General features: G+C 71.7%; 24 protein-coding genes and 1 riboswitch. Of the genes, 10 read left to right on the top strand and 14 right to left on the bottom strand.

Going from position 1 to position 22,741, the window contains the following annotated elements; all coding sequences use genetic code 11:
* Positions 1 to 225 precede the first annotated feature (225 nt).
* A complete protein-coding gene (locus NR112_RS08325; protein WP_256793530.1) occupies positions 226 to 837 on the top strand; it encodes a carboxymuconolactone decarboxylase family protein in 612 nt (203 codons plus the stop codon).
* A gap of 59 nt (positions 838 to 896) precedes the next feature.
* Here the strand turns inward: NR112_RS08325 and NR112_RS08320 are convergent, their stop codons facing one another.
* The 5 genes from NR112_RS08320 to NR112_RS08300 form a co-directional block, all read right to left on the bottom strand.
* Positions 897 to 1,580 (bottom strand): DsbA family protein, encoded by a 684-nt coding sequence (locus NR112_RS08320; RefSeq protein WP_256793529.1) that lies wholly within the window; start codon positions 1,578 to 1,580, stop codon positions 897 to 899.
* 95 nt (positions 1,581 to 1,675) lie between these two features.
* Complete coding sequence (locus tag NR112_RS08315) at positions 1,676 to 2,470, bottom strand: C40 family peptidase (protein ID WP_256793528.1); 795 nt, start codon at positions 2,468 to 2,470, stop codon at positions 1,676 to 1,678.
* A gap of 2 nt (positions 2,471 to 2,472) precedes the next feature.
* A riboswitch (cyclic di-AMP (ydaO/yuaA leader) is annotated at positions 2,473 to 2,637 on the bottom strand.
* Between the two features lie 217 nt (positions 2,638 to 2,854).
* The gene (locus NR112_RS08310; protein WP_256793527.1) at positions 2,855 to 3,550 is read right to left on the bottom strand and encodes a metal-dependent transcriptional regulator; all 696 of its coding nucleotides are present in this window, start codon (positions 3,548 to 3,550) and stop codon (positions 2,855 to 2,857) included.
* A 29-nt stretch (positions 3,551 to 3,579) separates the two neighbouring features.
* Entirely contained in the window at positions 3,580 to 4,833 is a 1,254-nt protein-coding gene (locus tag NR112_RS08305) for an MFS transporter (protein WP_256793525.1), read from the bottom strand.
* A gap of 78 nt (positions 4,834 to 4,911) precedes the next feature.
* Entirely contained in the window at positions 4,912 to 5,250 is a 339-nt protein-coding gene (locus tag NR112_RS08300; protein ID WP_256793524.1) for a hypothetical protein, read from the bottom strand.
* Between the two features lie 3 nt (positions 5,251 to 5,253).
* Here NR112_RS08300 and NR112_RS08295 point away from each other — a divergent pair, with 3 nt between their 5' ends.
* Both NR112_RS08295 and NR112_RS08290 read left to right on the top strand, forming a co-directional pair.
* Positions 5,254 to 6,429 (top strand): hypothetical protein, encoded by a 1,176-nt coding sequence (locus NR112_RS08295; protein ID WP_256793523.1) that lies wholly within the window; start codon positions 5,254 to 5,256, stop codon positions 6,427 to 6,429.
* Complete coding sequence (locus NR112_RS08290; RefSeq protein WP_256793522.1) at positions 6,426 to 6,749, top strand: hypothetical protein; 324 nt, start codon at positions 6,426 to 6,428, stop codon at positions 6,747 to 6,749. Before NR112_RS08295 ends, NR112_RS08290 begins: the two co-directional genes overlap by 4 nt.
* 233 nt (positions 6,750 to 6,982) lie before the next feature.
* Here NR112_RS08290 and pdxH read toward each other — a convergent pair whose 3' ends face one another.
* Positions 6,983 to 7,699 (bottom strand): pyridoxamine 5'-phosphate oxidase, encoded by a 717-nt coding sequence (gene pdxH, locus NR112_RS08285; protein WP_256793521.1) that lies wholly within the window; start codon positions 7,697 to 7,699, stop codon positions 6,983 to 6,985.
* 111 nt (positions 7,700 to 7,810) lie between these two features.
* On the opposite strand from pdxH, the gene NR112_RS08280 reads away from it, so the two are divergent.
* A complete protein-coding gene (locus NR112_RS08280; RefSeq protein WP_256793520.1) occupies positions 7,811 to 8,215 on the top strand; it encodes a hypothetical protein in 405 nt (134 codons plus the stop codon).
* Positions 8,216 to 8,254: 39 nt separating this feature from the next.
* Here NR112_RS08280 and NR112_RS08275 read toward each other — a convergent pair whose 3' ends face one another.
* The gene (locus NR112_RS08275) at positions 8,255 to 8,842 is read right to left on the bottom strand and encodes a pentapeptide repeat-containing protein (protein ID WP_256793519.1); all 588 of its coding nucleotides are present in this window, start codon (positions 8,840 to 8,842) and stop codon (positions 8,255 to 8,257) included.
* A gap of 134 nt (positions 8,843 to 8,976) precedes the next feature.
* On the opposite strand from NR112_RS08275, the gene NR112_RS08270 reads away from it, so the two are divergent.
* Both NR112_RS08270 and NR112_RS08265 read left to right on the top strand, forming a co-directional pair.
* Complete coding sequence (locus NR112_RS08270) at positions 8,977 to 10,098, top strand: citrate synthase 2 (protein ID WP_256793518.1); 1,122 nt, start codon at positions 8,977 to 8,979, stop codon at positions 10,096 to 10,098.
* 108 nt (positions 10,099 to 10,206) lie between these two features.
* Positions 10,207 to 12,210 carry a PQQ-dependent sugar dehydrogenase gene (locus NR112_RS08265; RefSeq protein WP_256793517.1) on the top strand — a complete coding sequence of 668 codons (2,004 nt, stop codon included), beginning with the start codon at positions 10,207 to 10,209 and terminating at the stop codon, positions 12,208 to 12,210.
* A gap of 22 nt (positions 12,211 to 12,232) precedes the next feature.
* Here NR112_RS08265 and NR112_RS08260 read toward each other — a convergent pair whose 3' ends face one another.
* A complete protein-coding gene (locus NR112_RS08260) occupies positions 12,233 to 13,222 on the bottom strand; it encodes a hypothetical protein (protein ID WP_256793516.1) in 990 nt (329 codons plus the stop codon).
* A gap of 322 nt (positions 13,223 to 13,544) precedes the next feature.
* Here NR112_RS08260 and serC point away from each other — a divergent pair, with 322 nt between their 5' ends.
* Together serC and NR112_RS08250 are read left to right on the top strand one after the other, a co-directional pair.
* Positions 13,545 to 14,669: a phosphoserine transaminase gene (gene serC, locus NR112_RS08255; RefSeq protein ID WP_256793879.1), complete on the top strand. Its 1,125-nt coding sequence runs from the start codon at positions 13,545 to 13,547 to the stop codon at positions 14,667 to 14,669.
* A gap of 152 nt (positions 14,670 to 14,821) precedes the next feature.
* Positions 14,822 to 16,183 carry a lytic transglycosylase domain-containing protein gene (locus tag NR112_RS08250; protein WP_256793515.1) on the top strand — a complete coding sequence of 454 codons (1,362 nt, stop codon included), beginning with the start codon at positions 14,822 to 14,824 and terminating at the stop codon, positions 16,181 to 16,183.
* A 112-nt stretch (positions 16,184 to 16,295) separates the two neighbouring features.
* Here the strand turns inward: NR112_RS08250 and NR112_RS08245 are convergent, their stop codons facing one another.
* The 4 genes from NR112_RS08245 to NR112_RS08230 all read right to left on the bottom strand — a co-directional run bounded on the left by NR112_RS08245 (position 16,296) and on the right by NR112_RS08230 (position 20,450).
* Positions 16,296 to 16,826: a ferritin gene (locus NR112_RS08245; RefSeq protein WP_256793514.1), complete on the bottom strand. Its 531-nt coding sequence runs from the start codon at positions 16,824 to 16,826 to the stop codon at positions 16,296 to 16,298.
* Positions 16,827 to 17,020: 194 nt separating this feature from the next.
* A complete protein-coding gene (locus NR112_RS08240) occupies positions 17,021 to 18,307 on the bottom strand; it encodes an MFS transporter (protein WP_256793513.1) in 1,287 nt (428 codons plus the stop codon).
* Positions 18,304 to 18,753: a MarR family winged helix-turn-helix transcriptional regulator gene (locus tag NR112_RS08235; RefSeq protein ID WP_256793512.1), complete on the bottom strand. Its 450-nt coding sequence runs from the start codon at positions 18,751 to 18,753 to the stop codon at positions 18,304 to 18,306. The genes NR112_RS08240 and NR112_RS08235 overlap by 4 nt, the downstream gene beginning before the upstream one ends.
* Before the next feature lie 200 nt (positions 18,754 to 18,953).
* Positions 18,954 to 20,450, bottom strand: a complete 1,497-nt coding sequence (locus NR112_RS08230) for an NCS2 family permease (protein ID WP_256793511.1) — start codon at positions 20,448 to 20,450, stop codon at positions 18,954 to 18,956.
* A 58-nt stretch (positions 20,451 to 20,508) separates the two neighbouring features.
* On the opposite strand from NR112_RS08230, the gene NR112_RS08225 reads away from it, so the two are divergent.
* A complete protein-coding gene (locus tag NR112_RS08225) occupies positions 20,509 to 20,781 on the top strand; it encodes a DUF2530 domain-containing protein (RefSeq protein WP_256793510.1) in 273 nt (90 codons plus the stop codon).
* An 88-nt stretch (positions 20,782 to 20,869) separates the two neighbouring features.
* Here NR112_RS08225 and NR112_RS08220 read toward each other — a convergent pair whose 3' ends face one another.
* Together NR112_RS08220 and NR112_RS08215 are read right to left on the bottom strand one after the other, a co-directional pair.
* Positions 20,870 to 21,703 carry a DUF3027 domain-containing protein gene (locus NR112_RS08220; protein WP_256793509.1) on the bottom strand — a complete coding sequence of 278 codons (834 nt, stop codon included), beginning with the start codon at positions 21,701 to 21,703 and terminating at the stop codon, positions 20,870 to 20,872.
* A 4-nt stretch (positions 21,704 to 21,707) separates the two neighbouring features.
* Entirely contained in the window at positions 21,708 to 22,103 is a 396-nt protein-coding gene (locus NR112_RS08215) for a cold-shock protein (RefSeq protein ID WP_256793508.1), read from the bottom strand.
* Between the two features lie 156 nt (positions 22,104 to 22,259).
* On the opposite strand from NR112_RS08215, the gene NR112_RS08210 reads away from it, so the two are divergent.
* Positions 22,260 to 22,736 (top strand): SRPBCC family protein, encoded by a 477-nt coding sequence (locus NR112_RS08210; RefSeq protein WP_256793507.1) that lies wholly within the window; start codon positions 22,260 to 22,262, stop codon positions 22,734 to 22,736.
* The last annotated feature ends 5 nt before the right edge of the window (positions 22,737 to 22,741 follow it).

Raw genomic sequence — 22,741 nt, 5'->3', positions numbered from 1 at the left:
CCGGGATCTCGTCGTCTCGGCCGGGTGGGCGGATCCGTCCCGTCCACGGTAGGGGCCGACGAGTCCCGGCCCGTTGGCGGGCCTCGTACGCGGGATGGCTGGTGCTCCCGACGAGAGGACGGGAGCAGGACCAGGGCCCCGGGCCGGATCGCCCAAGGGCCTGATCCGGCCGGGACGAACGTGGGACGATGGAGACTCCACGACCCGTCACCCCAGGAGCACCTCATGACGGCGACCGACCCGAGCCACGGTTTCCTCACCGAACCGGCTCTGACCCCGGAGCTCGAGGCCTACTTCGCGAGCGACGTCACCGACCACGGCTACGTCATGAACCTCAGCCGCGTCTGGGCCCAGTCACCCGCTGCCCACGACACGCTCTTCCGGCTCCTCGCCGACATGGTCTCCGTCGCCGGCCTGAGCTTCCGGCAACGGGGCATCCTCATCGCCGCAACCGCCTCGACCATCGGCGACTCCTACTGCGCGCTCGCGTGGGGTGGCCGCCTCGCCACCGCGGCGGGCGAGGAGGTCGCGGGCGCCGTGCTCCGCGGCGACGACGAGCCTCTCGACCCCGTCGACGCCGCTCTGGCGACGTGGGCCCGCACCGTGGCGAGCACCCCGAACACCACCACGCCCGCCGACCTCGAGCCGTTGCGCGCGGCCGGCTTCGACGACCGCCAGATCTTCGCGATCACCGTCTTCGTCGCGCTGCGCCGAGCCTTCTCGACCGTCAACGACGCCCTCGGCCCGCTCCCCGACCACCAGCTGCGCGCCGACGCCCCACCGGCCGTGGACGACGCCGTCTCCTTCGGCCGCCCGGCTGCGGACCAACCCTCCTGACCGAGGGCGTATGTCGTCCGCCCGGCTCACCGGCCGGGCCCCTTCTCGTGCGCCCGCGCTCAGACGCGCTGCGTGGCGACCCCGCGCAGCAGCGCGAGGTAGTCCTCGACCGGGTGCGCTCCCGTCACGGCGGCGTACCCGTTGGCGACGACGAACGGCGTCGACGTGACACCCATCGACCGCGCCTGCTGCTCGTCCTCCCGCACCTGCTCGGCGTACTCGTCGGACGCGAGCACCGCCGACACCCGACGCTCGTCGAGGCCGCACTCGGCGGCGAGACGCTGGAGGACCTCGTGGTCGTCGATGGGAAGGCCCTGGCCGAAGTGGGCGGTGTGGAAGCGCTCGACTGCCGCGGAGCGCAGGGCGGGGCCACCCATCTCTCCGGCGAGGGCGCAGAGCCGGTGGGCGTCGAAGGTGTTGGCGCGGACGGCGCGGTCCCAGTCGAAGACGAGGTCGTCGGCCTCGGCGACCTCGCTGGCCTTGGCGTTCATGAGCCGGCCGGCCCCCGCGTCGCCGCCGTGGCGTACCGAGAGGTGGTCGCTGACGGGCACGGAACCGCCCACGGGGACGTCCGGGAAGAGCTCGAAGGAGCGCAGGCGCACGGTGACGTCGTGCGGCCGCTCGAAAGCGGCGACGGCAGCCTCGACACGACGCTTGGCGACCCACGAGTAGGGGCAGACGAGGTCGCTCCAGAGGTCGAGCTCGATGATGGTCGTGGACTCGGCAGCAGGCTGATCGGTCATCGACTCAGTCAACCACGGAGGCGGCCAGGGCCGGAAAGCACTGCGCCCCCACCGGATCCGGTGGGGGCGCAGCGTGTGGCGTGAGAGGTGACCGCTCAGATGCGGCCGTACATCGACGGCGTCGTCCAGATGGAGTGGTTGCCGATGACGGTGCCGGGGCGCTGGGCGTCGATCATGCGGCCCGGGCTGACGTAGATGCCCACGTGGTAGATCGGCGATCCGAAGAAGACGAGGTCGCCGGGGCGCGGGTTGCTGACCGGGGTCGAGGCCGCGGCCTGCGCGGACGCGGTGCGTGGGATCGAGATGCCGGCCTGGCGGTAGACGTAGGACGTGAAGCCCGAGCAGTCGAAGCCGGAGGGCGTGGTGCCGCCGTAGACGTAGGGAACGCCGAAGAACGACTGGGCGATGCCGATGATGCCGGTGGCGCTCGGGTTGGGCGCAACGTTGAGGGCGGCGCGGCTCGCGGAGCGCGACGCGCGCTGCGGGGTGACCTGGCGCTCGGCGGCGGCCTGCTCGGCGGCCTTCTCGGCGGCCTTCTCGGCGGCCTTCTTCGCGGCGCGCTCGGACTTGACCTGGACGTCCTCGATGACGACCGGCTTGACCGACGCCTGCTTGAGGGCGGGCTTGGCGAAGCCGATCGCCGACAGGGCGTTGCCGGCCTTGAGCGTGCCGACGGCGGGGCCGACGGCCGCGGGACCGGCGACCGTGTTCGCGGAGCCGTCAGCGGCGTTCGCGGTGCCGGCGAACGAAGCGACGAGACCACCAGAGGCCGCGACGATGGCGGCACCCTTCACGGCGGGCTGGGCCGACTCCTTGGCGATCGTCTTGAGCTCCGAGATCGCGTTGAAGCGACCGGGGGCGCGGTGGCGCCCGGGAACGTTCTGAGCCACGTTTGACCTCTCGACGCCTACGAGGTGAGCTGTCGGGTTCGGGCTGGAGGTACTGCCCGGCCTTCGCTCGGACCGGTCTCGGTCCACGGAGGGCTTCACCCCGAGGGCGTCTCTCGACGTCCGGAGAAAGTGGTTCCCCCGCTCCTGCCATGCGGTTCGTACTGAGCCTCAGGTCGATGGCAGGACTAGGCGGTCCGACCCGGGGCACTCACTCGACGGGGAGAGCAAGTTCGCCCACCGTACCCAAGTAGGGGTGCCTTGTCACCTTCGAGTTCCCGGAAGTCAAAGAATTTTCAGCGACCCCCCGACGGGGCCGGACGAGGTGTGGCAAGGCATGCCAGAACGACCCGGCAGAACGGGGCAAACCCTGACGGATGCGGCGTGTCAGACGGCCTGGCAGAAGACGTGGACCGCCACGTCGTCGGGCAGGGAGACGCCGGTGGACGGCTCGCTGCCCTCGCGGACGGCCAGGACCCGACCGCCGTCACGGACGACCTCGACACGGGCGCCGGGCACGACGCCGGCACTCGTCAGCAGCGCGAGCGCCTCCGGGTCGACCTGGACGGGCTCGCCGATGCGACGGATCGTCACGACCGTCGGCGCGGACCCCACGGCGGCCGTCAGGGTGCTGAGACCGGTGAGGAAGTCCTCGTCCTGGCGCACCCCGAGCTCCTCGAGACCGGGAATGGGGTTGCCGTAGGGCGACTCGAGCCCCTCGCCGATGAGGCCGAGGATCTTGCGCTCGACCTTCTCGGACATGACGTGCTCCCAGCGGCAGGCCTCGTCGTGGGCGTACTCCCACTCGAGGCCGATGACGTCGACGAGCAGCCGCTCGGCGAGGCGGTGCTTGCGCATGACGCGGGTCGCGAGCAGCCGGCCGTGGTCGGACAGCTCGAGGTGACGGTCGCCCGAGACGGCGACCAGCCCGTCGCGCTCCATGCGGGCGACGGTCTGCGACACGGTGGGACCCGAGTGGCCGAGACGCTCGGCGATGCGCGCGCGGAGGGCCACGATCCCCTCCTCCTCGAGCTCGAAGATCGTGCGCAAGTACATCTCGGTGGTGTCGATCAGGTCCGTCACGGTCATACCTTCTCAGAATCGGAGAGCGGTCAAGGACCGCCCGTCAGTGGCCCCGGCCTCGGGTCGACCCTCGCGCGTCGGGTCGGGTCGTGCCGTGGCACCCAGACGCGCAGCCAGCCCGCCCCGGCCACGGCCCCCAGGCCGAGCACGACCGCGGAGGCGCCGAGCGACATGATGGCGCTCAGCCCTGACAACGCCAGCGGGCCCGCCGCCCTTCCCACGTCCGCGCAGAGCCGCCAGCCGCCGAGGAACTGCGCACGTCCTTCCGCGGGCGACGCGTCGGCCCCCAGGGTCATGATGAGCCCCGCCCCGAGCCCGTTGCCGAGACCGAGGACGGTCGCCACGGCCGTGACGGCGACGAGGCTGGTGGCGAGCGGGAGCAGCATCATGCCCAGGCCGAGCACGAGCATGCTGGGCACCGCGGCTGCGACCCGGCCGTAGCGGTCCATGAGCCAACCCGAGGGGTAGAAGAGCGCCATGTCGAGCGCCCCGGCCACACCGAAGACGAGCGACGTCTGCGCCGGTGTGAATCCGACCGACTCGGCCCACAGCGGCACGAGGGCCTCGCGGATGGCGCGCGCCCCGGCCACGCACATGGCCCCGGTGCCGAGCGTCAGCAGGACGTGCCGGTGCTGCAGCAGCACGGACGCCACGCTGCGCGGCGGTCCGCCGCCCGCGAGCCGGTGCGCCGAGCCGGTGATGTCCGGCGCGAGCAGGACGAGGACGAACGCGGCAAGGCTCGCGACGCCGCCGACGGCATACGCCGCCCCGGTGCCCCACCTGACGATGACGAGCGATCCGATGAACGGGCCGACGAAGTAGCCGATCCGGTGCACGCCACCCAACGTCGACAGGGCCCGCGCCCGCATCGCCACCGGTACGGCCTCGGTGAGGTAGGCCTGTCGGGCCAGGCCGAAGAGCGAGCCGGCGAGCCCGATGACGAGCACCCCGACGAACAACATGACGAGACCGCCGGCCAGGGCCGCGACGAGCATGCCGACGGCCTCGATCACGGCCGCGACGAGCAGCGCGCGGCGCTCACCGATACGGGCCGCGAGGGCCCCGGAGGGCAGGTCCCCGAGCAGCTGGCCGACGCCCAACATCGCCACGAGCAGCGCGGCGACGCCGACCGAGGCGCCGAGCTCGCGCGCCGACACGGCGATGATCGGGGACACCGCGCCCGCGCCCGTCGAGCCCAGGAGGGTGGGCCCGTAGGCCGACAGCGCGATGGCGCGCAGGCGCCCGCTGCGTCCGTCCGCGCCGTCCCCCTGAATCTCGGTCACGCCACAGGACCCTAACGATCGGGTTACTCGGGTGGCCGGGCCGACCGCCCGACGAAAGCATTGGCCCGTGGCCAGGACTCAGAGGACGAGCAGACCGAGGGCGGTGGAGGCGGCGTTGGCGGCGACGACCGCCAGCGCCACCGTCACCGCGTCCTCGCGCGCCCTGACCCGCCACCCCGCGACGAGGAGCGCCGTCTCCACCGCGGCGACGGCGACCTCCGCCCCCACGAGCTGCCACGGTGACCTGAAGCCCGTCGACACGGCATACAGCACGGGGTGGGTGACGACGTTGACGCCGACCGCGCCGACGAGTGCGCGGCCCCACCCGGCCCAGCCCGCGGCACGCGCGAAAGCCACGAGCACGGGCACCTCGACGACCAGGGTCAGCGCGAGGGCCTGCAGCGCGGCGGGGCTCACCCCGTGACCGCGCAGCCCCGACCGGGAGGCTCCGTGACCGACGCGCCCGACCCGGCCGTCGCCGTACATCGTTCGAGCACCATCACCCTCCTCGTGCTGGCGGCAGTCTGTCTCTCGCTCGCGATCGCGCTCGGGGCGCCGATCGCGACCGCCGTCATCGGCCTCATCCTCTTCGGCATCCTGCACAACCTCCTCGAGATCCGCTACGTCGCGGGGCGCTTCGGCGGCCTGCTCGGGCGCCCCTTCCTCGAGCTGCTCGTGGCACTCGTCACCGGCATCGTCGTCTGCCGGCTCCTCGCCGGGGTGGTCGGGCGGCCCGCGCGCCTGGCCGAGATCGTGCTCGGCTACGTCATCCTCGCGGCCGCCGCCCGGCACGGGCTCGACGGCCGGCGTCGTGTCGCTGCCTGGGTGCTCATCGGTGGCGCGGCCGCCGTCTCGCTGACCTTCCCGACGTACCACTTCGTCGTGCTGACCCACCTGCACAACGTCGTGCCGCTCTTCTTCCTCTGGGAGTGGTCGCGCCGGATCACCTCACATCGCGGGCGGCAGGCCTTCCGGGCCGTGCAGGTGCTGTGGGTCATCGCCATCCCGGCGGTGGTCCTGCTCGGCTTCCTCGACGGGTCCCTCAGCGCCGACCCCGGCATCGTGCGCAGCGTCGTCGGTGACGGCCAGACGGTCCTCGCCGCGAGCGCCCCGCCGAGCGCGGCCGCGACGGTGCTCGGGATGCGCTTCCTCACCGTCTTCGCGTTCATGCAGACGATGCACTACGTCGTGTGGGTGGCCCTGCTCCCCCGCGTCGCGCCGGATGCCTCGGCTGCCTTCGAGGCCCGCGTGCCGTGGGTGACCGGTCCGCGGCTGTGGGCCGTGGGCTTCGTCGCTGCCGCACTCTTCGCCGTCCTCTTCGGTCTCGACTTCGCCCAGGGCAAGGCGTTGTATGCCGCCCTGGCGAGCTACCACGCCTACCTCGAGCTACCGGTGCTGCTCGCTCTGCTCGTGGGCGCCCGCAGCCTGTCCGCGTCACCCCGCTCTGCCGACCGTCGTGACGCCTCCGGCTCGGAGACCGGGTCGACCCCTGCACCGCCGACCCCGCTACCTCCCACCGGGGGTGGGTCACGTGGTGCCGAGCTGAGGCCCGAGGCCACCGCGGCGGTCGCCCCGGACGCCGAGGTGGGGCCGTGACGCTGCCCGCCCCGACGGGCCTGGTCGCGGCGCTGCCAACGGACGCCACGGCGCCGCCGGACGCGGCCTGGGGCCCGATGGTCGTCGTGGCGCTGGTCGTCATCGCCGTCGTCGCTGCCGTCGTCGCCGTCGGTCGGATCACTCGGCGCCGACACACCGACGACGAGCCGACCCGCAGCGGCACCGGGACCGGCACGACGAGCAGCACGACGAGCGGCACGACGACCGACGACCCGCTGCCGACCGACCCGCACCAGCACCGACCAGGGCAGCCCGGTGGTTCAGACGGCCCCGACGGCTCCCCCGGGCAACCCTCGTAAAAAGTCTTGCCGCCCAGTCAGGCCCCGACGTACGGTCGTCACATCGAAACCGAAGGGAGGTGATCCGAGAAGTGATGTCTTCCGGAGCGTGTGAGGTGGCCACGCGCTAGCCGCGTCCCCATCCACACCCATGGATGAAGCAGGGCAGTCCGACTCGTCGGGCTGCCCTGTTCCGTTGTCCGGCCTGCCCCACCGAACGCGGCGTTCGAGGTGTCAGGCGAGTGCGGGAGGCGTCAGGGCTGGAGGCGCAGCCGCGTCCACGAGTCGGCGTCGGCGAGGCCGCCGGGGCCCGTGCGGCGGAAGACGATCCGGTCGTGGAGGCGGTTGCGCCGCCCGGCCCAGAACTCGACCTCGTCGCAGACGATGCGCCACCCGCCCCAGAAGTCCGGCACCGGCACGTCGTGGTCCCCGCCGGTGTCGGGGAAGCGCTCGAGCACGTCCTGCCACTTGCGCTCGAGCTCGGCCCGATCTGCGGCCGGGCGCGACTGGTCCGACGCCCAGGCCGACAGCCGCGAGCCGTAGGGCCGGGAGTCGAAGTAGGCCTCGACCTCGTCACGGTCGACGAGCTCGGCCGTGCCCCGGAAACGGATCGCGCGGTAGATGGCGGGCCAGGTCAGGGCCGCCGCGACACGAGGGTTGGCCCGCAGGTGTTCGCTCTTGGCCGAGCCGAGGTTGGTCACGAAGCCCGGACCGCGCTCGTCGAAGAAGCGCATGAGCACGGTGCGCACGTCGGGCGTGCCCGTCGCGTCGACGGTGGCCACCGAGATGGCGGTCGGCTCGGGCACGTCCTCGCGGTCCTCGGCCGCGGTGAGCGCGGCCTCGACCCAGCTCTTGGCCTGCAGATAGGGCGACGCCGCCACATCGGACTCGACGAGGCCGTCGCCGGAGTAGTCGACGCGGCGTACGGCAGCGAGGCCCTCCCGGGCCGGCTCGTGAGATGAGCTGTCCATGACCCCACACTAGGGTTGACCCGAGAAGGTCCGCGCGGACGTCAGGCCACGGCGCGCGCGGTCCCGGCGACAGCCCCGGCCCGTCCGGGGCGCTGTGAGGAGTCACCAACGATGGCAGGCAAGGGCAAGCTCGTCACCCAGACCGTCAAGCTCGGCATCAAGTACGGCCCCCAGATCTGGGTGGCCACTCAGGCGCTGCGCGAGCCCGCCAAGGAGGCCGCCAACAAGGCGATCTCGAGCGAGCGCGCCCGGCGGCAGGCGATGGCGCACGCGAAGTCGCTCGCCGACGGCAGCATCCTCAAGGTCTACAAGGGCGACGTGGCCCACTGGATCGTCTTCAGCGGCGACGAAGCGGTCGGCGTCCACCCCGAGACCGACATGCTGCTGTCGACCCTCGTCGAGCGGGCCGACCTGACCAAGCGCATCCGGCCCGACGACAAGGTCAAGGCGACCGACCGCGCCAAGGACGCCGCCACCGCGGCCCTGCGTCGGGCCAAGCCCAACCAGATCAACTGACGCCCGCGCTCGGCTCAGGGTGCCCACGCCGCCCTGGGCTCAGTCGGCGACGACGATCCCGAGCTCGGCCGCGAACGCGTCGGAGAGGTCGATGACCTGCGAGCGGCTCATCGTCGCGCCCTTGAGCCCGGCGAGACCCACCGGGGAACGGAGCGTGGCCCCCGAGAGGTCGAGGGCGGCATACCTCCCGCGACCGAAGGTGGGCGACACGAGCGTGCACCCCTCGAAGGTCAGGCCGTCGACGGCCGCCTCCTGGAGGTCGAGCTCGACGACGACACAGTCGACGAAGGCGACGTCCTTGAGGCGGGCGCCGCGCAGGTTGAGGAAGTCGACCTTGCCGCCGCGCACCGTGACATCGCGCCACGTCGAGCCCCAGGCGGAGACGGCGGCCAGTCGGCACCCCTCGATGGTCATCTCGACGAGGCTCGCCTCGGCCAGCGTCACGCCGACGCCGCCCACCCGCTCCCACTCGCACTCCGACCAGCGTGAGCCCTCGAGGTGCGCCTCGTCGAGCGTGCCACCGAGCACCGAGCACTCGAGGAACGAGTGGCCCTCGGCGTGGGCTCTGGTGAAGTCGGTGCCCTCGAACCGGACCGCGTCGTGATGTTGGTCTCGGGTGGCGAACACGGCGTCACGAAACACGGTCTGGTCGGCGGCTGACGGCATACGGTGAGTCTGTCAGCCGGGACCGACGCCCACCGTCCGCCTCCCGGCTGCGGCCTCCACACCGCGGTGGTACCGCCTGCACAGCAAGGACGCACATGGCAGACAGCACGCCCGACCCCGACTTCAAGCCAGGACTCGAGGGCGTCGTCGCCTTCGAGTCGACCATCGCAGAGCCGGACAAGGAGGGCGGGGCGCTGCGCTACCGCGGCGTCGACATCAACGACCTCGTCGGGCACGTCGACTTCGCCCACGTCTGGGGCCTGCTCGTCGACAACGAGTTCGACCCGGGCCTGCCGCCGGCCGAGCCGTATCCGCTGCCCGTGCACACCGGGGACGTACGCGTCGACGTCCAGTCCGCGCTCGCCATGCTCGCCCCGGTATGGGGTTTCAAGCCGACGCTCGACATCGACGCCGACGAGGTGCGCGACAACCTCGCCCGCGCCGCGGTCATGGCCCTCTCGTTCGTCGGGCAGTCGGCCCGTGGGCTCGACAAGCCGATGGTCCCGCAGAGCGAGGTCGACAAGGCCCGCACGATCACCGAGCGCTTCATGATCCGCTGGCGCGGCGAGCCCGACCCGAAGCACGTCGAGGCCGTCGACGCCTACTGGGTCTCCGCCGCCGAGCACGGCATGAACGCCTCGACGTTCACCGCCCGCGTCATCACCTCGACCGGTGCCGACGTCGCCGCCGCGCTCTCGGGCGCCGTCGGGGCGATGTCCGGTCCGCTCCACGGTGGTGCGCCCTCGCGCGTGCTCCACATGCTCGACGGGGTCGAGCAGCAGGGCGATGCAACGGCATACGTCAAGGGCGTCCTCGACAAGGGCGAACGCCTCATGGGCTTCGGCCACCGCGTCTACCGCGCCGAGGACCCGCGCGCGCGGGTGCTGCGCTCGGCCTGCGAGCGCCTCGGTGCGCCGCGCTACGAGGCAGCGGCCGCCCTCGAGAAGGCCGCGCTCGACGAGCTGCACGCCCGCCGACCCGACCGGGTGCTCGCGACGAACGTGGAGTTCTGGGCCGCCGTCATCCTCGACTTCGCCGACGTCCCGCCGTCGATGTTCACGCCGATGTTCACGTGTGCGCGCACGGCCGGCTGGTCCGCCCACATCCTCGAGCAGAAGCGGACCGGCCGGCTCATCCGGCCGTCGTCGCGTTACATCGGCGAGGGGCCGCGCACGCCCGAGGACGTCGCCGGCTGGACGCCCGACATCTCCCACTGAGCGGCGGTCGCCCACCCGACGTCCCGCTGGGCTCTCGACGCGCGGACCTGTCGGCTCGCGCGTAGCCTCGCGAGCAGAGCCAGCAGGTCACCGAGTCGGGGAGTCAGCATGGTGCAGCGACTGCGAGTCCGAGGATCGATCGCCCTCGTCGGCGCCCTGGTCGCGGGGGGTGCGCTCGCCGTCCAGCCCATGCCCACGGCCGACGCGGCGCCGACGCTCCAGGTGACGACGGTCGTGTCGGGGCTCAGCTACCCGTGGGACATCACCTGGGTCGGCGACCTCATGCTCTACGACCTGCGCCCCGGCCAGGTCTGGAGCAAGCGAGGCAGCAACGCCCCTCGCCGCGTCGCCATCTCGGGCTTCCCCTCCCTCTACGTCAACAGCGAGGGTGGCCTGCTCGGCATGGTCGCCGATCCCGCCGCAGCGACGAACAAGCGCTTCTACACGTGCCAGTCCGTCCGCACCCCGGCGGGCAACCCGCTCGACGTGCGTGTCCTGCGCTGGCGGCTGACCGGCGACACCACCGCGGTCTCCGACGGGTCGCCGGTCGTCACGGGGCTGCCTGTGACGAGCGGTCGCCACTCCGGGTGTCGGCTGCGCTTCGGCGGCGACGGCAAGCTCTACGTCGGCACCGGCGACGCGGCCACGGGGACCAATCCGCAGAACCTCGGCTCGCTCGGCGGCAAGGTGCTCCGGGTCAATGCCAACGGCACGATCCCGACCGACAACCCCTTCTACTCCCGCGGTGGCAACGCCCGCTACGTCTGGAACTACGGGCACCGCAACATCCAGGGACTCGCCCTGCGGCCGGGCACGACCGAGCTGTGGTCCGCCGAGCACGGCACGACCCGCGACGACGAGATCAACCTCTCGGTCCGCGGCGGCAACTACGGCTGGGACCCCGTGCCCGGCTACGACGAGACGACCCCGATGACCGACCTCGGCAAGTTCCCGAGCGCTCGCGTCGCCATGTGGTCCTCGGGCGACCCGACCGTGGCGACGAGCGGCGCCACCTTCCTGCGCGGCTCGGCCTGGGGTGAGTGGCAAGGTGCTCTCGCCGTCGGCCTGCTCAAGGGGCAGGGCATCTACCTCATGCGCTTCAACCCGTCCCCCACGACGACCCGTCCCGCGACGGTGACCCGGATGGCCATCGCCCAGGGCTACGGCCGCATCCGGGCCGTGCAGCTCGGGCCAGACGGGGCGCTGTGGTTCACGACCTCCAACGGCACCGACGACAAGATCGTCCGGATCACCCCGAAGGTCACCGTCCCCAGACGGTCCGGTGGCAGCCTCATCTCGCCCGTCGGCGTCACCGGCGCCCGCACCGGGTCGCAGGTCACGACCTTCATCCGCGGCACCAACAACGCCGTCTCGTTCAAGCGCAGCACCAACGACGGGGCCTCGTGGGGGTCCTGGACCTCGGCCGGCGTCACCTCCACCGATGCGCCGTCCGCGACGAGCTCACGCTCCGGACGCGTCGACCTCTTCACCCGCAACAGCGCGAGGCAGCTCGTCCACACGTGGTACCAGGACGGCATACGCAAGGGGTCGGCCAACCTCGGCGGCACCGTCGTCGCCCAGCACGGGGCCTCGCTCGGCAACGGCACGATGGACGTCTTCGCCGTCGCGACCACCGGATCGGCCTGGCGCAAGCACTTCGACGGCACACGGTGGAGCGGCTGGATCTCGGCGGGCGGGATCTTCACGTCGGGCCTGTCCGCGTCGGCCAACCCGGCGAGCGGCGGCATCCTCGTGACGGGCCGCGGCACCAACGGCGCGACCTACGAGCGCACCTTCTACCCCACGACGGCGACGAGCAGCTGGGTCCAGCGCGGCGACAACCTCGCAGCCTGGTCCGACCGCGCCCTCGGCGACATCTGGCCGGGGCGGGCCCTCGTCGCCGTCGGCAACGGGGTCGACGGTCGCGCGGTCGTCCAGCGCGGCAGTCTCCTCATCGGGACGGCCCAGGCCTTCACGTCCGCGCCCGACGTCGTGACGCGCGCCGACGGCACCTTCCTGCTCTTCGGCCGTGGCTCGGGTGGCGAGCTGCGGGTCTACGACGGGCGCCCCGGCGCCTTCACGAGCACGTCGCTCGGCGGCATCGTCCGCTGACGCTCACCGGACCGGGGCGCACCTACGCGTGCGCGCCGGTCCCAGGAGTGCGCGATGCACCGCGCACTGCTGGGTCCAAGGGCCACCTGCGGGACGAGCGCACACCTGCGCTCACGCGGCCCAACGTCGAGAGTCGACGATGGCTGCCTGGGTGCGAGCCCTGATGAGGGGCGACGTCGTCGAGCTCGGCCCAGACGTAGCGCGCGAAGAACCACCCCTTGCGCCGCATGGCGTCCTCGCGCCGCTTCTCCGCGAAGGCGGCGCGCTTGTCGGCGTACTTCTCGGCACCGTCGAACTCGACGAGGACCCGCGTGCCCTCGATCCGGAAGTCCGCGTACCGGTCCCCGACATCCGTGGCCACCTCGAACTGCGGCTCGATCCGGTGGCCGAGGGCCCGCAGCCGGTGGCCGATGACGCTCTCCCCGGGCGACTCGATGCGGCGGTCCGCCTCTCGCAGGATCGCGCGGACCGGCCCGATCCCGCGACACCCCGCGAGCAGCTCGCAGGCCGCCGTGAGCTGCTCGGTGGTGACCAGCTCTCGATGCAGCGCGGCGTCGGCCGCCACGAGGGCGCTGAGCGGCACCCCCTCCAGTCCGGCCTGCACGACACCGACCGCGGTCGCCACCCGGTCGTCCGAGGTGCCGTGCGCGAGTCCGCGTGCCGGGAGCGAGCGGTGGATCTTCACGTCGCGTCCGTTGCGCGTCGGGCCCACGCCGAGGCGAGTCAGGTGCACGGCCTCGAGGTCGAGCCGGTAGTCGGGCAGGCCCTGGGCGACGAGAAGGGACTGGTGGCTGATCAGGGACCGCCCCTCGAAGCGGTGCCAGGCCGCCACGGTGCGCAGCCAGTGGAGGTCACGGGCGTCGCGGGGCGGGCGGACGGCATACCACCCGCGCAGCAGCGGGGTCAGCAGGCCGGTGCGCACGGCTCGCGCGACGGCAGCCGGGCCGTGGCCGGCAGCGCCGAGTCGGGCAGCGCTGACGACGTCGCGGTGGGCGAGCTGCTCGAGATCCATCGCTTCATCGTGGGGCGTCGGACACCTCGCGCGCTCCGGGCCTGTGGATAGTGGTGACGCGGCACCCCGACGGTGCGCGTTCGTGCCAGAGATGCGCGTTCCAACGCGCACTCGTGGGGCGGGGGCGCATCTCCCGAACCACCCCGCACCCCGACCGCGTGCCGTGTGGGCGTCCACACATCGAGCAGCAATGTCCAAGGGGTGGGCACGTGGGGTTGAATGTCAGCGGTGACAACGGCGTCATCCGACCTCAACACGTCCGCCACGAGACCGTAACGTGGCCGCACTTCGCAAGGGTGAATCCGTGACCGAAGCACCAGTCGTGACCCAGCCCATCACCATCCCCGCCGAGCTGCTGCCCGCCGACGGACGGTTCGGCTCCGGCCCCTCGAAGGTACGCCCCGAGCAGATCGACTACCTCAGCTCCCTCGGTCGCACGGTGCTAGGCACGTCACACCGCCAGGCGCCGGTCAAGAACCTCGTCGGCGAGGTCCGCGCGGGCCTGCGCGAGCTCTTCTCCCTGCCGGACGGCTACGAGATCATCCTCGGCAACGGCGGCTCGACGGCGTTCTGGGACATCGCGGCCTTCGGCCTCGTCCGCGAGCGCGCCCAGCACCTCGCCTTCGGCGAGTTCTCGAGCAAGTTCGGCAACGTCACGGCGGCCGCCCCCTTCCTCGGCGACCCGACGATCATCAAGGCCGACCCGGGCACCCTCGCCACGCCGCGAGCCGAGTCCGGCGTCGACGTCTACGCCTGGCCGCACAACGAGACCTCGACCGGCGTCATGGCACCGGTCCAGCGCGTCGAGGGCGCCGACGACGACGCGCTCGTCCTCATCGACGCGACCTCCGGCGCCGGCGGCCTGCCCGTCGACATCACCCAGACCGACGTCTACTACTTCGCCCCGCAGAAGTGCTTCGCCTCGGACGGTGGTCTGTGGCTCGCGGCCTTCTCCCCTGCCGCTCTCGCGCGCGTCGACGAGATCGCGGCATCGGGTCGCTGGGTCCCCGACTTCTTCAGCCTGCCGACCGCGGTCGACAACTCGCTCAAGAACCAGACCTACAACACCCCCGCGCTGTCCACGCTCGCCCTCATGAAGAGTCAGCTCGACTGGATGAACGGCAACGGCGGCCTCGACTTCACGACCGGTCGCACCCAGGACTCCTCGAGCCGCCTCTACGGCTGGGCCGAACAGACCGACTGGACGACGCCCTACGTCGCCGACCCGGCCGCCCGATCGCAGGTCGTCGGCACGATCGACCTCGACGACTCCATCGACGCCGCCGCCGTGGCCAGCACCCTGCGCGCCAACGGCATCGTCGACGTCGAGCCCTACCGCAAGCTCGGCCGCAACCAGCTGCGCGTCGCGATGTTCCCGGCGGTCGACCCCGAGGACGTCACGAAGCTGACGCAGGCGATCGACCACGTGGTCGCAGCACTCGGCTGACCGGCCGAGCACGCGCCGAGAGGGCCGGCCCCCGTATGCCGGGTGCTGGCCCTCCGCGCGAACCCCGCCGTCCCCGCGTGACCTTTGACGACGTGCCTCGTTGATCCCGGCAGACCGCCAAAGAGGGCGGCTGTCGCATTCGAGGAGTCACCATGGTCCGCATCGTCCGCGCAGGCACCACCGCGCGCCGGGTCGCTGCAGCCGTGCCGGTCATCGCCCTGGTGACCGCCGGCATCGCGTTCGCCGCCACCCGCGGCAGCGACACCGTCGCCCCGACGTCGGCGATCACCGTGCCTGACCAGGCCATCTCCGGGGGCAGCCCGCTCTACCCGCAGGCCGGCCCGGCGCCCGCGCCGATGCAGCTGCCGCCGATCTACCAGACCTTCACCCAGGACTACGCCCGCGTGAACGTGGCCGGGCCGGCAAAGGCCGCGATCTCGGCCATCGACTCGCTCGCGCCGGTCCGCCTGGACGCGAACGGCATACCCGCGGCGGCCGTCACGGCCTACCAGCGCGCAGCCGGCGTCCTCGGCAGCATCAAGCCCGGCTGCGGCATCGACTGGGCCCTGCTCGGAGCCATCGGACGCGTCGAGAGCAACCACGCACGCTTCGGCGGCAACGTCCTCGACGCGAGCGGCATCGCCCGACCCGGCATCATCGGCATCCCGCTCGACGGGTCGCGCGGCACGGCCCGCATCACCGACACCGACGGCGGTGCCCTCGACCGCGACACGACCTTCGACCGCGCCGTCGGCCCGATGCAGTTCATCCCGACGTCGTGGTCCGTGGCGGGCCGTGACGGTGACGGCGACGGCGTCGCCAACCCGCAGAGCCTGACCGACGCGGTCACCGGTGCCGGCGTGCTGCTGTGCTCGGGCGGCACCGACCTGCGCCAGCCCGGTGCGGCCCATGACGCCGTGCTGCGCTACAACCACTCCGACTCCTACGTGCGCACGGTGCTGTCCATCGCCGACGCCTACCGCCGTGGCGTGGCCGTGGTCCCGATGAGCGCGATCCCCGCTGCCCGCCCTGCCGCAGGGAGTGGCTCCGCCACCCCCGAGGGCTCGGGCTTCGCGTATGCCGGTTCGCCGGCTCCCCGTTCGACGGCTTCGCCGAGCGCACGCCCCACACCGAGCTCCTCGGCGAAGCCGTCACCCGCACCGTCCGCCACCTCGAAGCCCTCGGCGTCACCGAAGCCGTCGGCCCCGCCCCAGCCGGCCCCGAAGCCGAAGCCCGGCGCACCTGGCCTGCCGATCCCGCTGCCGTCGGTTCCCGGCGTCCCGCTGCCGACGGTCACGGTGCCGCTGCCGTCCGTGACGAAGGTGCCCGTGACGAAGGTGCCCGTGCCGACGTTGCCGGCCGAGATCGTGCGGCTGCTCGCCCTGCCTCACCTGCCACTGCTGAGCGGCGACCCCAAGGACCTCGTCCGGGTGCTCGACCCGCTGACCGCGAAGGTCGTCTGCGTCCTCGACGCCAAGGTCGTGACGTGTCCCACCGGAGGTCTGCTCGGCTGAACGAGACCCTGTCGGCCGAGCAGCACCCCTCACCGCGAGAGCGGCCGCCCGTCCGGGCGGCCGCTCTCGTCGTGGCCGCGGCGCCCGCGAGCCTCGCGTGACGGCACGACCGTCAGGCGAGGGCACCCGCGATGGGCGGGGCGGAGGCGTCGGCCTGCTCGCTGCTGGCCTCGCGGCGGAGGTACTCCTCGATGTTCTCGACGTCGGCCCGGTTGCGCCGGACGACGGTCAGCAGGTCGGACATCGAGCTGACCTCCTCGACCTGCTCCTTGATGAACCACTGCATGAACTGGTCGGACGCGAAGTCGTGCTCCTCGCGGGCGACGGCGGTCAGCGCGTTGATCTGGTCGGTGACGCGCTTCTCCTGGGCCAGCGCCAGCTCGACGGGCTCGACGATGTCGGCGAAGGCGTTGGTCGGCGCGGCCACGCCCGGGATCGCCACCGTCGAGTCGGTGTCGAGGAGGTACTGGACCATCATCATCGCGTGGTCGCGCTCCTCGACCGCCTGACGGTAGAAGAGCGCTGCCATCTGCGGCATCGTCAGGGTGTCGTAGTAGACCGCGATCGCGACGTACTGCTGGTGGGCGGCGTACTCGTGGCCGATCTGCTCGTTGAGCAGGTCGACGAACCTCTGGGCGGCCATGGTTGGCTCCTCCGCGCTGGTCTCGACGGGTGGCAGACGCCCATCCTAGGGACGGGCACCTGCCCGCCCGCAGACCCGTCCGCAGCCGAGCCCACTCCGGCGGACGGCTCAGCGCTTGACGAACGCGGCGATGACGGCGATGGCGATGAAGAGCAGGAGGGCCGCGACCGTGATGCGGTGGCGGAACTTGAAGTTCACTTGGTCACCTCGGGGGCCGAGGGCACCACCGAGGCGAGCTGGATCCGGAGTCGGGGGCGCCGCTGGGTCTGGATGGTCACCGCGACATTCTGCCGACGTGCGACCCAGAGTCCAACCGCTGCGAGGCTGAGACCCACCGCGACCGTGCCGATGGCGATCGTCCAGCGGGGTCCCCAGGCGTCACCGATCCATCCGATCACGGGCGCGCCGATCGGCGTGCCACCCATGAAGATCGCCATGTAGAGGGCCATGACCCGGCCCCGCATCACGGGGTCGACGCTCACCTGGACCATGGCGTTGGCCGTGGTGAGCGCGGTCAGGGCGGCGAGGCCGGTCGGCACGAGGAAGAGGGCGAACATGACGTAGGTCGGCGCCATCGAGAGGAAGGCCGTCGACACCGTGAAGCCGGCGAGGGCGACGAGGAGGACCCGCATCCGGGGCCGGGCGCGGCGAGCCGAGAGCAGGGCCGCCGTGAGCGAGCCGATGGCCATGATCGAGCCCAACAGGCCGTACTCCCCCGGGCCCTTGTCGAAGACCTTCGTGGCCATTAGCGCCATCGTCAGCTGGAAGTTCATCCCGAAGGTCCCGAGGACGAAGACGAGCGCCATGATGAGCACGAGGTCGGGGCGTCCTTTGACGTAGCGCAGTCCCTCGCGGATCTGTCCCTTGCCTCGGGCCCGGGGCGACGGCGTCAGCAGGCTGGTGTTCATCCGCAGGAGCGCCACGAGCACGAACACGAACGTCGCCGCGTTGACGTAGAGCGCGGGCGCGATGCCGAACCAGGCGATGACGAGGCCGGCGACGGCCGGCCCGACGAGGCGGCCGAGGTTGAACGAGGCGCTGTTGAGCGCGACGGCGTTGGGCAGGTGCTCGGTGTCGACCATCTCGGAGACGAAGGTCTGCCGGGCCGGGTTGTCGACGGCCGTCGCGACTCCCTGGAGGAAGGCGAGCGCGTAGACGTGCCACAGCTCGACGACCCCGGCCGCGGTGAGCACGGCGAGCAGCAGTGCCGTGACGAGCAGCGCCGTCTGGGTGAGGAAGAGGATGCGCCGCTTCGGGAAGCGGTCGACGAGCATCCCCGCGAACGGCGCGAGGATGAGGAAGGGCAGGAACTGCAGTCCCGTGACGATGCCGAGCGCCGTCGACGAGTGGTCGGTGAGGACCGTGAGGACGAGCCAGTCCTGGGCCACTCGCCCCATCCACGTGCCGACGTTGGAGACGATCGCGCCGGAGGCGTAGACGCGGTAGTTCGGGATCGAGAGGGAGTGGAAGGTGGGGCTCATTCGCTGGCCACCTTGGCCAGCACGGCGGCGGCCCGCTGGAGCAGCTCACGCTCGTCGTCGGTGAGCTGTTCGAAGCGCGAGAGCATCCACTCGTCACGGTGCTTCCGGATCCGCTTGAGCGCCTTTCGGCCCTCGGGGGTCAGCGACAGGATCACCTGTCGGCCGTCGGTGGGGTCGTCGGCCCGGGCGACGTAGCCGCGCTCGACGAGCATGGTCGTCGTGCGCTTCATGCTCGGGGCGGACACTCGCTCGATGTCGGCGAGCTCGCTGTTGGTGCGAGCGGTGGCCTCGAGGCGGCACAGCACGGAGAACTGGTGCGGGGGCAGCTCGCGGTCGGACTCGAAACGGACTCGCCGCGAGATGCGCATGCAGGCGAGTCGGATGTCGTTGGAGAGCGAGACGAGCTCGGCTCTGGAGAGCCGGATGGTCGGGTTCTTGGCAGTCAAGGGCGGATCCTCGGAAGTGCAGTCTGGTGATACTTAGCCTAACTCATTACCTCGGCTAACCATTCCCAACCCTGGACAGACCGGGCACGCACCGAGCGGCCCGCCGGACACGAGAAGGCCCCTTCCCGAGCGGGAGGGGGCCTTCACGGCACACGTGCTCTGGCGTTGCGGGAGCGAACCGCCTCGTCCGACAGCGTCACTCAGGTGAGCATCGACTCCAGCGGCGCCTTGATGAAGTAGACGACGAAGAAGGCGGCGACGATCCACAGCAGCGGGTGGATCTCGCGGCGCTTGCCGCGCGCCATCTTGACGAGCACCCAGGCGATGAAGCCGGCACCGATGCCGACGGAGATGTTGTAGGTGAACGGCATGAGCACGATGGTGAGGAAGGCCGGCAGCGCGATCTCCATGTCGTCCCAGTCGATGTTCTTGACCTGGGTCATCATGAGGAAGCCGACGATGACGAGCGCCGGGGCCGCGGCTTCCGAGGGGACGACGGCGAAGAGCGGGGCGAGGAACGTCGCGAGCAGGAAGAGCACGCCCGTCACGATCGACGCGAGCCCCGTGCGGGCACCCTCCTCCACCCCGGACGCGGACTCGATGTAGGACGTGTTGCTGCTGACGCCACCGGCGCCGCCCGCGATCGCGGCGACCGAGTCGACGACGAGGATGCGGTCGGTGTGCGGCGGGTTGCCGTCCTCGTCGAGGAGCTTGGCCTCGGTGCCGATCGCGACGACGGTGCCCATCGTGTCGAAGAAGTCGGCGAGCAGGAGCGAGAAGACGAACATGAGGGCCGTGACGACGCCGATCTTCTCGAACGAGCCGAGCAGGCTGAACTGGCCGAGGATCCCGAGGTCCGGGGTGTTGGTGATCGAGTCGGGCAGCTTGGGCACGGTGAGGGACCACGCCGACGGGTTGGTCAGCGCGCCCTTGTCGTCGAAGACGCGCGGTCCGATGCTGAAGACCGCCTCGAGCACCATCGCGAGGACGGTCGCCGCGACGATGCCGATGAGGATCGCGCCCTTGACCTTGCGGATGAGCAGCACGGCGATGAGGAGAACGCCGAAGACGAAGACGAGGGTCGGCCACCCGTCGAGGCTGCCGCCGATGCCGAGCTCGCTCGGGACCGATCCGGGGGTCGTGGGCCGGCGCGCGAAGCCCGCGTCGATGACGCCGATGTAGGCGATGAAGAGGCCGATGCCGACGGAGATCGCCACCTTGAGCGGCCCCGGGATGGCCCTGAAGACCGCCTTGCGGAAGCCGGTCAGCACGAGCACGAGGATGATGACGCCCTCGATGACGACGAGGCCCATGAGGTCGGCGAAGGTGATCTTGTCGGCCGAGTGGGTGATGACCATGCCGGTGATGAGGCCGTTGATGCCGAGCCCGGCGGCCAGCGCGATCGGGAAGTTCGCGACGAGGCCCATGAGGATGGACATGACGCCGGCGATGACCGCCGTGCCGACCGCGACGAGCAGCTTGCTCTCGGCCAGGTCGGTCGTGCCGCCGATCATGGTGCCCGAGCCGTCGACGACGCCCGAGAGGATGATGGGGTTGAGGACCACGATGTAGACCATCGTGAAGAAGGTGACGACGCCGCCCCGGACCTCGCGAGCGACGGTCGACCCGCGCTCGGTGATCTTGAAGAAGCCGTCCAGCCCGGTCTGTGTGGGCGCTTTGCGTGTATCCGTCGACATGGCGCACACCTTAGTGGCGGCGCGTTTCAGGCGTGTGACGAGACCCTAGGCTGTCCACGTGAGCGACGAGACCACCCCCGACGTGCCGGCCCGGCCGGCCGAGCCGACGACGCCCGAGCAGATCGCACCGCTGCCCGTGCCGATGCTGCGGATCATCGAGGTCGGGCTCGCCGCGTGGGTCGTCGCGCTCGTCGTCATCCTCGTCGTGCCCGCCCTCCACGAGGGCGACCGCGACTGGTGGCCGTGGACGTGCGTGGCCGGCTTCGTGCTCGGCGTCATCGGCTGGGTCTACGTGTGGCGCGGCCGCGGCAACGCGAGCGACGCAGCCTGACCCGCCTCCGCCTCCGCCCTGCCGCACAGCCGGGGAAACGCACGAACCACCCGGGTATGCCGGGTGGTTCGTCCGTGGTCGGGCGCGGTCAGTCGGTGACCGGGTCGTCCGAGCCGTGCGACTCCTCGCCCCGGTCCTCGACGTCCCGGTCCTCGGCGTCCCGGTTCGCGCGCTCGGCCGGCTCGAGGTCGACCGCGAACTCGTCGACGATCGGCTCCCCGATCGGCATCGGCTCGGGGTGGTCCATGTCGGTCTCGGAGTGGGCACCGCACCCGTGGTCGAGCGAGACGACCCGGCCGTCGGACGGGCTCCACTCGTTGGCGCACACGCCGAACGTCGCGCGCAGGGCGCCGGCCATCGGCAGGAAGTAGCCGCACGTCGTGCAGTGCGCGGTGGCCTTCGTCGCGATCTCAGCGGTCGGGCCGTGGTCGCCGTCGTACCAGCGGCTCGCCGCGACCTCCCGCCCCTCGGCGGAGAGCACGCGCGGACGTCCGAGGCCGAGCTCGAAGAAGGCCATCTGGTCGACGTCCTCCTCGCCCGTGGCCTCGAAGCCGGCCTCGAGGTTGGGGTCGTCGGGGCGGAAGGGCAGCACGTCGCCGGCACCGAGGTCTCCGGGAGCGAGCCGGTCGGCATACGGCAGCCACTCGGGTGCGAGGACGGCGTCGGGACCGGGCAGCAGGTTGGTCTCGCAGACCGTCGCCACCTTGGCGCGCGAGACCCGCGCGACGCTGACGCCCCAGCGCCAGCCGCGATAGCCCGGCGACGTGCACTCGAACCAGTGCATCCCGAGGCGTTCCTGGAGCAGGTCCATGCCGAGGTGCGCGCCGATGGTTCCGGGCTCGGCGACGTCCTCGAGGACGCTGCGGGCGAGGTCGGACGCGGCCAGCAGCACGGCGTCCGTCTTGGGGGTGGTGACGGTCATCAGCTCACTTCTCCAGCTCGTCCGCGAGGCCGCGCAGGGCACGGGCGACGGTGGAGGCGAGCTTGCGGTCGGGACGGCGTCCGGAGCGGTAGCCGTTGCCGACGCCGTCGAGGAGCTGCACGACGTCCTCGATGATGACGGTGAGCTCCTCCGGCGTCCTGCGGGTCTGTGCGGTCTTGTTGGCGGCGACGGACTGGACCGGGTCGAGCACCGTGACCGACAGCGCCTGGGCACCCTTGCGGCCCTCGACGATGCCGAACTCGACACGCACGCCCTTCTTCAGGTTCGTGACGCCCGCGGGGAGCGCGTTCGCGTGCAGGAAGACGTCCGCGCCCGAGTCCTCGGAGATGAATCCGAAGCCCTTGTCCGCGTCGTAGAACCTGACCTTGCCAGTCGGCACAGTCCACCTCGTTCAGATCTCGGTCGGCGCTCTCGCGGCACGACTCGATGGCGCTCCTTGCGCTCCGCTCCAGCCTAACGGCTCGGGGCAAGCCGGATTCCGCGCCGCGCAGGTGTCGAGACCCCGACCGGCCGGCTCGTCGACCTACGCTGGGGCATGCCCACGCCCCTGCACCTCGAGTCCTCCCGTGCCGTCCCCGTGGAGGTCGCCGCCGCGTACGACGGCCTGCTCGCCCACCCGCTGACCGACCTCATGTCGCGGCGCTACGGGCTGCTGCCTCCGATCCGCGAGGTGCGCGACCAGACCGGTCCGTGGGGAGAGGTCGGACAGACCCGCACCATCGCCCTCGCCGACGGCGGGACGATGCGCGAACGGCTGACCGAGGTCGTGCGGCCGGATCGTTTCGACTACGTCCTCACCGACTTCACCGGGGCGTTCAAGCCGCTCGTCTCGCACGTCGACGGCCGGTGGACCTTCGCGCCGGAGGGCACGGGCGTGCGGGTGACGTGGAGCTGGACGCTGCACCCGACGAGCACGTATGCCGCCCGCGTCCTGCCGCTCGTGGGCCGGATGTGGCGGGGCTACGCCCGTCAGGCCCTCGAGCAGGCCTCGGACGTGCTGCTCGGCCACTGAGGCGT

Origin of the sequence: Terrabacter sp. Ter38 (assembly GCF_024519435.1) — a bacterium.
Classification (GTDB): domain Bacteria; phylum Actinomycetota; class Actinomycetes; order Actinomycetales; family Dermatophilaceae; genus Terrabacter.
This window is presented reverse-complemented; position numbering and strand designations above follow the sequence as displayed.

Excerpts from the sequence above, each read along its gene's own strand:
- NR112_RS08325 (WP_256793530.1), top strand. The coding sequence starts at position 226 with ATGACGGCGACCGACCCGAGCCACGGTTTCCTCACCGAACCGGCTCTG.
- NR112_RS08320 (WP_256793529.1), bottom strand. The coding sequence starts at position 1,580 with ATGACCGATCAGCCTGCTGCCGAGTCCACGACCATCATCGAGCTCGAC.
- pdxH (WP_256793521.1), bottom strand. The coding sequence starts at position 7,699 with ATGGACAGCTCATCTCACGAGCCGGCCCGGGAGGGCCTCGCTGCCGTA.
- NR112_RS08280 (WP_256793520.1), top strand. The coding sequence starts at position 7,811 with ATGGCAGGCAAGGGCAAGCTCGTCACCCAGACCGTCAAGCTCGGCATC.
- NR112_RS08270 (WP_256793518.1), top strand. The coding sequence starts at position 8,977 with ATGGCAGACAGCACGCCCGACCCCGACTTCAAGCCAGGACTCGAGGGC.
- NR112_RS08265 (WP_256793517.1), top strand. The coding sequence starts at position 10,207 with ATGGTGCAGCGACTGCGAGTCCGAGGATCGATCGCCCTCGTCGGCGCC.
- NR112_RS08260 (WP_256793516.1), bottom strand. The coding sequence starts at position 13,222 with ATGGATCTCGAGCAGCTCGCCCACCGCGACGTCGTCAGCGCTGCCCGA.
- NR112_RS08250 (WP_256793515.1), top strand. The coding sequence starts at position 14,822 with ATGGTCCGCATCGTCCGCGCAGGCACCACCGCGCGCCGGGTCGCTGCA.
- NR112_RS08245 (WP_256793514.1), bottom strand. The coding sequence starts at position 16,826 with ATGGCCGCCCAGAGGTTCGTCGACCTGCTCAACGAGCAGATCGGCCAC.
- NR112_RS08240 (WP_256793513.1), bottom strand. The coding sequence starts at position 18,307 with ATGAGCCCCACCTTCCACTCCCTCTCGATCCCGAACTACCGCGTCTAC.
- NR112_RS08230 (WP_256793511.1), bottom strand. The coding sequence starts at position 20,450 with ATGTCGACGGATACACGCAAAGCGCCCACACAGACCGGGCTGGACGGC.
- NR112_RS08220 (WP_256793509.1), bottom strand. The coding sequence starts at position 21,703 with ATGACCGTCACCACCCCCAAGACGGACGCCGTGCTGCTGGCCGCGTCC.
- NR112_RS08210 (WP_256793507.1), top strand. The coding sequence starts at position 22,260 with ATGCCCACGCCCCTGCACCTCGAGTCCTCCCGTGCCGTCCCCGTGGAG.